The sequence below is a fragment of the Wolbachia endosymbiont of Drosophila bicornuta genome (assembly GCF_028982105.1).
In the GTDB taxonomy this organism is placed as follows: domain Bacteria; phylum Pseudomonadota; class Alphaproteobacteria; order Rickettsiales; family Anaplasmataceae; genus Wolbachia; species Wolbachia pipientis.
The window spans coordinates 1-6,901 of record NZ_JAPQLF010000092.1 but is presented as its reverse complement, the minus strand read 5'-3'; the positions used below and the strand labels follow the sequence as shown (position 1 = coordinate 6,901).

The 6,901-nt window shown below is 35.9% G+C and carries 7 protein-coding genes and 1 pseudogene; 5 read left to right on the top strand and 3 right to left on the bottom strand.

The window, feature by feature from the left end:
- A partial coding sequence (locus OZD68_RS02815; RefSeq protein ID WP_275008720.1) for a transposase occupies positions 1–468 on the top strand: 468 nt, incomplete at its 5' end.
- Between the two features lie 95 nt (positions 469–563).
- Here OZD68_RS02815 and OZD68_RS02810 read toward each other — a convergent pair.
- The gene (locus tag OZD68_RS02810; protein ID WP_182309499.1) at positions 564–1,700 is read right to left on the bottom strand and encodes a cysteine desulfurase family protein; all 1,137 of its coding nucleotides are present in this window, start codon (positions 1,698–1,700) and stop codon (positions 564–566) included.
- Positions 1,701–1,855: 155 nt separating this feature from the next.
- Here OZD68_RS02810 and OZD68_RS02805 point away from each other — a divergent pair, with 155 nt between their 5' ends.
- A complete protein-coding gene (locus OZD68_RS02805; protein WP_151808056.1) occupies positions 1,856–2,554 on the top strand; it encodes an alpha/beta hydrolase in 699 nt (232 codons plus the stop codon).
- A gap of 238 nt (positions 2,555–2,792) precedes the next feature.
- Here OZD68_RS02805 and OZD68_RS02800 read toward each other — a convergent pair whose 3' ends face one another.
- Both OZD68_RS02800 and OZD68_RS02795 read right to left on the bottom strand, forming a co-directional pair.
- The gene (locus tag OZD68_RS02800) at positions 2,793–3,467 is read right to left on the bottom strand and encodes an ABC transporter ATP-binding protein (RefSeq protein ID WP_182309498.1); all 675 of its coding nucleotides are present in this window, start codon (positions 3,465–3,467) and stop codon (positions 2,793–2,795) included.
- Between the two features lie 39 nt (positions 3,468–3,506).
- Entirely contained in the window at positions 3,507–3,968 is a 462-nt protein-coding gene (locus tag OZD68_RS02795) for a HesB/IscA family protein (RefSeq protein WP_182309497.1), read from the bottom strand.
- 47 nt (positions 3,969–4,015) lie between these two features.
- Between OZD68_RS02795 and OZD68_RS02790 the strand changes: the two genes are divergently transcribed.
- From OZD68_RS02790 to OZD68_RS02780, 3 genes and pseudogenes are all read left to right on the top strand, one after another.
- Positions 4,016–5,215: a deoxyguanosinetriphosphate triphosphohydrolase gene (locus OZD68_RS02790; RefSeq protein ID WP_182309496.1), complete on the top strand. Its 1,200-nt coding sequence runs from the start codon at positions 4,016–4,018 to the stop codon at positions 5,213–5,215.
- Positions 5,215–6,297: a bifunctional diaminohydroxyphosphoribosylaminopyrimidine deaminase/5-amino-6-(5-phosphoribosylamino)uracil reductase RibD gene (gene ribD / locus OZD68_RS02785; protein WP_182309495.1), complete on the top strand. Its 1,083-nt coding sequence runs from the start codon at positions 5,215–5,217 to the stop codon at positions 6,295–6,297. The genes OZD68_RS02790 and ribD overlap by 1 nt, the downstream gene beginning before the upstream one ends.
- Before the next feature lie 112 nt (positions 6,298–6,409).
- Positions 6,410–6,901: pseudogene (locus tag OZD68_RS02780) on the top strand (DUF6444 domain-containing protein); the annotation flags it as partial.

Below are 6,901 nucleotides of genomic sequence, written 5' to 3'. Positions count from 1 at the left end.
TATACATCCTCTAAAAGAAATCAAAAATTGTTGAACTGGTCAATATTTATAACTAATGTTCCAGAAAATAAAATTAGTGCTGAGCAAGTATTAACGATTTACAGAGTAAGGTGGCAAATTGAGTTATTATTTAAATTGTATAAAAGCCATATCAGGCTTGATAAGGTAAAAGGAAAGCCATGCAGAGTATTATGTGAACTATATGCTAAATTGTGTGCAATTCTTATATTTCACGGCATAGTTGGTTGCACAGAAGTGAAAAAGAATACAGAACTTAGCTTAACAAAGGCATTTATTGATCTAAAAAGGCGGGTTAGAGAGTTATTTTTAGTATTAACCAAAATTAATAGTTTAAAAGCATTTCTTAAAAAACTCACTATAACTTGGTCGCGATTTTCATTAAAAGACAAACCTAGAAGGGCTAGAGTATCCACTTTAACCTCTCTAAATTTGCTCACAATCTCTTAACTTGACGCGTATGGTTATGATAAGGGGGCTGGCGAAACTTGTAAAGGAATTTTTTACATCTAATTTATAGCTCCATGCATGATATCACGTATTATCTATACCAAGGAGTTCTGCTTGTAGATATTATACCAACAATCCACTATTTTTTTTATGTCTTGTGGTTTAGTTTCTGGACCTATACTGATTCTAATTGAACACTCTGCTTGCTCTTTTGTTGCCCCCATTGCAAGCAAAACATGGGAAGGCTCAACTTTTCCAGAAGAACATGCGGAGCCATTACTAACTGCAATATGATTCAAGTCAAAATGCATAAGCTGCACATCACTCTTTACTCTTGGCATATAAATAAAACTTGTGTTTGGCAGCCTCTTAGAGTTTTTACCGAAGATTCTTATGTCACTGGCAAGATTTAATAATTCACACTCTAATTGATCACGTAGCTCCTTTACTTCATCCATTTTTGATAGAAGGTCTGGAATATTTTGCAGTGCAGCAGAAAGGCCTGCAATCGCAACAATATTTTCCGTACCACCACGAAATCCCTTCTCTTGTCCACCACCTATTATAATAGGTTCTATCGCAAGTTCTTTATTGAATATTAAAACTCCACTGCCTGCTACACCGCCAAATTTATGGGCGGATAAAGTGAGTAAATCCACTCCTAAATCTTCCATATTAAATTTAATTTTCCCAACACTTTGAGCAGTGTCAGTGTGGCAAATTGCTCCAAACTTATGTACTATTTTAGCTATTTCCTCAATAGGTTGAATAACTCCGGTTTCGTTATTTGCCATCATAACTGAAACTATTGCTTTGTTTCCTTTAAGTTCGCTTAGAATTTTTTCTAGCTCTAAAAAGTCAACAATGCCCTCCTGATTAACAGGTATTATATATGGATTACATGCAGAATTAAGAATTGAAGGATGCTCTATAGCTGAAATTATATGCAGGTAGCCTGCTATTCCTCTCATAACAAGGTTATTCGCTTCAGTTGCACCAGACGTAAAAACTATTTCTTTATCACTTGAGACGCCAATAGCACCACGTACGTTATCTCTTGCATCCTGAAGAATCTTCCTCGCTTCTTGTCCTCTTTTATGTAGTGATGATGGATTGAGCGTTTGTTTTAACAAGACCTCAAATATACTTTTTTTTACATTTTCACTAATTGGAGCAGTTGCATTGTAATCAGCATATACGCAACCACTATTTTCTAAAGAGAATGGACTCATCTGTCACTTAAATAAGTTTACCATCAACTATAGCCATAACTATGTACGTTAGCTTTAACACGATAAAAAATTTATTGCAAAAACAGCGAAATTAATACATAATTAGTAACTCACGTCGTTAATACCTGTCAAGCGGGTTCTTATTATGGGTTACCGTGGTTGAAGTTTTTTTGAATAATGCAACAAGAAAGATAGAAGGTGAATACCACCAAAGCAAAGATGCCAACGCGCCGGTTGTGCTGGTTTTACATCATCATCCTCAATATGGTGGTAATATGGACAGTAAAATTGTACATAGTACATATACGTCTTTTATCGATAACAATTTTTCTGCATTGAAGATTAACTTTCGTGGTGTGGGAAAATCTACCGGAACTTTTGATAAGGGTATAGGAGAATTAACTGACGCTGCGGTAGCCATTGATTGGCTTCAGGAACATAATCCTAGCAATGTTCCAATTTGGATCGCTGGTTTTTCTTTTGGAGCATGGGTGGCTATGCAGCTAACAATGCGCCGCCCTGAGATAGTGGGTTTTATTGCTCTTTCTCTTCCGGTAACTAAGTACGATTTTTCTTTTCTTTCTCCCTGTCCAGTTTCTGGGCTTATAATACAAAGCAGTAATGATACAATCTCAGAAGAAAGCGATGTAACAGAATTAGCAAAAAGGTTGATAAATTCAGTAAGAAGTGATCACATGAAATACCATATAATAGATGATACTAATCACTTTCTAAAGGATAAAGAAGAGGAAGTGACTCAAATCGTGGACAATTATATAAAACTGCGCTTGAATAGTGCAACTATTTCTTTTCAAAAGGTCAAAAAAGAGGTAAGGGTAAAAGAATATGCCTAATCTTTACAAACAAGAGAAATGAGTGTAGTAATATAAATGAAAAGGTTTTGTTATGTTTAAAAAGCTATTGTTTTTTGTTTTAGCTGTGTTCATGTTATCGGGGTGTTCCCTAAGTAAACAGCGTAAGTTAAAAAGTCCGTGTATAAAAAGCAATGAAAGCATTTCATGCGAGTTGTACTCTGTTAATGATCATTGGTTAGATAAGTATAAGGCATAGAAATTGTGCTATTTTTCCTATTCACAACTTCACTAATGATCGATCTCTCAATTGGAAAATGCAGTCTCCCTTGTCTGCAAGGAGATGATTGTGTGTTACTATAAGCATAGAGCTGTTATTTTCCTTTACGTATGAATGTAGCAGTAAAAACACGTTAAAAGAATTTGTTGGATCTAAATTTCCTGTTGGCTCATCTGCAAGTAAAAGCTTTGGAGAATTTACAATGCTTCTTGCAATTGCAACTCTCTGCCTTTCCCCACCCGAAACTTCAGATACCATGCTACTTGCTTTGTTTTCCAGACCAAATTTTTCCAACATTGCTTGCGAATTTTTTTTTGCTTCAGCTTTGCTTTTTCCTGCAATGAGTTGAGGAAGCATAATATTTTCCAACACCGATAACTCTTGTAACAAATAGTGAAATTGATAAACAAAACTAAGAAAATTTCTTCTTACATGAGTTTTATGCTTATTACTGGCTTGTGTGCAATTTATTCCATCTATCGTCACTATACCTGAAGTTGGCTTGTCCAACAAGCCTGCGATTTGCAATATAGCTGTTTTCCCTGCACCTGAATCGCCAATCAGCGCTACTACTTGCCCTCTTGTGACACTTAAGTTGATATCCTTTACAACAGCAGAATTGTCCTTGAAGCTTTTATCTACGGAAGTTAGTTCTAGTGCTACATTACCACCCATGTTTAAAAGATCCAGAAGGCATCTAAGTTTTAGTAATAATTAAACCGCAAAACTGTTACCACAACCACATTGAGACTTAGCAAAGGCATTCTTTATTTGAAAACCAGAACCACTGAGATCCTCAGTATAATCTATAACTGAGTTATTTAAAAATTTTGCTGAACAATTATCAACAATTAATACAGGATTACCATTTTCATCATTAATTACTATATCTTTACCTTTTTCGCTAAAACTGGAATGGCTTCTATAGTCCTCGCTTTCTTCATAATCATCATCTTCGTCTTCGTCATCAAACTCATCATCGTAATCATCATCTTCATCATCCAAAGATAGATTTTTATTCATTTGATCCATAAGAAAATTGTATTTGAAGCCAGAACATCCACCGCCTGAAACTGCAACCCGTAAAACGGAACTCTTATCTCCTTCCTGCTCTGCAAGAGAGTGGATTTTTTTTAGTGCATTATCAGTTAAGTTGATGTTGTAATTTGTTGACATAGTAACCACCGTCTATTATTGATAACTTATTATAGTAGAAATTTTACATGTCAAACAATAATTTTCTATTAAATTATGCATGTTTTCCAAGCAAAACAAAAGGGAGATACTTCAAAGACCCAGAAGATGGGAATCGCAGCTGCTTTCAGCGTGATAGGGACCGTATCATTCACTCTAATGCGTTTAGAAAATTGGAGTACAAAACACAAGTTTTTATCAATTATGAGCACGACTACTATCGCACTCGGCTTACTCATAGCCTTGAAGTTGCACAAATTGCAAGGTCCATTGCGCGTAGACTTGGCTTAAATGAGGATATCACTGAATGCATAGCGCTTGCACATGACCTTGGTCATTCTCCATTTGGTCATGCAGGTGAAGATGCTCTAAAGAAATCAATTCAAGATTTGAATCTTGATAACGAGAAGTATGAGTTTGATCATAATGTTCAAGCTATAAGGATTTTAACTTATCTTGAACAAAAACATGCTGATTTTGATGGTATGAATCTAAGTTGGGAGGTGATTGAAGGAGTTGCAAAACATAACGGTCCCTTGCTTGGTCAAAACGCGGAGTCTTCTACAAGTAATCAGCTGTTATTAGAATACAACAAAAAATATGATCTAAAACTTGAAGAATTTTCAAGCATTGAAGCGCAAGTTGCTTCAATTGCCGATGATATTGCTTACAGTGTTCACGATCTTGATGATGCACTCAGGGCGAATTTAGTAACCATCGAAGATTTGCTGAATGTTCCTTTAATTGAAAAAATGTTTAAAGACATAAGGAGCAGATATTCAGAATTGCCTCAGAGCAAACTCATACATGAATCACTGAGTGGAACTATAGGAACTATGATAAGTGATGTTGTTTCTCAGACTGAAAGAAATATTGAAGATCACAAAATAAAAAGCTTAGAAGACGTAAGAAGTCTAAATAAAATGCTAGTCACATTTTCACCAGAAGTTGCGAATGCTGCAAAAGAAATGAAAAGATTCAACATGGAGAAAATATACAGAAGCTATAAACTGAGTAGAACGATGAACAAAGCAAAACGCATAATACAGGAACTCTTTCAATGTTTTTATGAAAACCCAGGATTACTTCCCACAGAGTGGAGCAAACTCGCTTGTGAATCTCAGCGTTCAGTAATAATATGTGACTATATCTCAGGTATGACAGATAGATTTGCTATACACGAGCACAGAAGAATTTTTGATACCTCATACGAAATGACTTCTTTCTAATGACTGATGATCATTTCATGTCAATTGCATTAAGGCTTGCAGAAAAAAATCTTGGAAATGTTGCACCAAATCCTGCTGTCGGGTGTGTTATTGTAAAGGATGGTGCAATTGTTAGTGAGGGATACACAGGGATTGGTGGGCGTCCGCATGCGGAGGTAGTCGCTTTGCAAAACGCTAAAGATTCAACTCATGGCGCAACTATATATATCACTCTTGAGCCATGTTGTCATCACGGAGTCACGGGGCCTTGCACTGCAAAAATCATAAAAGCTAGCATAAAAAGAGTAGTAATTGCAACTATTGACCCAGATAGTAGAGTTTCAGGCAGAGGCATGAAAGCTCTGAAAGAAGCAGGAATTGAAGTTGAGCAAGGTATTATGCAAAAAGAGGCAAAAGAACTGAATGTCGGTTTTTTCACCACTAAAGAATTACATAGACCATTTATAGCTTGCAAAGTCGCAACAACTCTTGACGGAAAAATCGCAACATTTACAGGCGATAGCAAATGGATAACAAGTGAAAATACGAGAAACTGGGTGCATGAGCTCAGAACGAAATATGATGCAATTATGATTGGCAGCAATACTCTTATTAATGATGATCCACTCTTAACTTGCAGATTACCAGGACTCGGAAGTAGATCGCCAATAAGGCTAATTATAGATAGTCAATGGAGATTAAAGGAAGAGCATAACATTGCAAAGACTGCAGACAAAGTAATAACTTGGGTCATCACAAATAAAGAAGTAGAGAAAAAAATAAAAAACATTAACTACTTAGTAGTTAATTCAAGCAACGCAGGTAAGGTTTGCCTAAAGGACATGGCATTAAAACTTGTTTCAGAAATTGGTATAACAAGATTATTAGTTGAAGGTGGAGGAGTGTTAATCACAGAACTATTAAAGTGTAATTTAATCGACAGGTTGATAATATGCCGCAGTGGTAAAATTTTAGGCAATGATGCCACTCCTTTTGTAGGAGATTTAGGGATTCAATTCATTAACAACTGTTATCAGTTTAAAAAAACAAAGATAATAGAGTTTAGTGAGGATATAGTTGAGGTTTGGGATAGGTCGTCATAATCCTTACATACTCAAACAGTAAAAAAAAGGTATCCGTTCAGCGGAGCGGTAAAATAAAAAGTAGACGAGGAGTGCTAAAAACATAATATCACAAGTAGTATGTGTGGTAAATATGTCTGATCTACTAGCTAGTCTTCTCAAGCTCTGTGAAAGCTTTAAAATAGAGATAGAGCAACTAAAAGCAGAGATAAAGAGGTTAGAGATAGAAAACGAAAATTTTAGATCTGAGAATAAGGCGCTAAGAATCGAAAATGCTGAATTGAAAGAAAGACTAGGTCTGAATTCACAAAATTCATCGATACCGAGCTCAAAAGAGTTATACAAGCTAAAGAAGAAAAAGAAAAAAAGTGACAGGAAAATAGGGGCACAGATTGGGCATGAAGGAAAGTATCGCCCTAAAATGGAAGCAGATGAAGTGGTGAAAATAGAGTTCTTGCGAGTGCGGAGGAGAAATTGCGATATCGAAAGAGCCATACATTCATCAAAAAGTTGATTTGCCAGCTTATGTTGTGGAATACCAATGGCCGCTGTTGCAAGTGTGGAAAAAGAAAAAGTAGCAGGCTACCAGAAGGTGTTACTGCGGATACATTTGGTCCAAAAGTTA

What these genes read in the sequence shown, in the direction of transcription:
- OZD68_RS02795 (WP_182309497.1), bottom strand. Translation starts at nt 3,968, where the DNA reads ATGTCAACAAATTACAACATCAACTTAACTGATAATGCACTAAAAAAA.
- OZD68_RS02800 (WP_182309498.1), bottom strand. Translation starts at nt 3,467, where the DNA reads ATGGGTGGTAATGTAGCACTAGAACTAACTTCCGTAGATAAAAGCTTC.
- ribD (WP_182309495.1), top strand. Translation starts at nt 5,215, where the DNA reads ATGACTGATGATCATTTCATGTCAATTGCATTAAGGCTTGCAGAAAAA.
- OZD68_RS02810 (WP_182309499.1), bottom strand. Translation starts at nt 1,700, where the DNA reads ATGAGTCCATTCTCTTTAGAAAATAGTGGTTGCGTATATGCTGATTAC.
- OZD68_RS02790 (WP_182309496.1), top strand. Translation starts at nt 4,016, where the DNA reads ATGTCAAACAATAATTTTCTATTAAATTATGCATGTTTTCCAAGCAAA.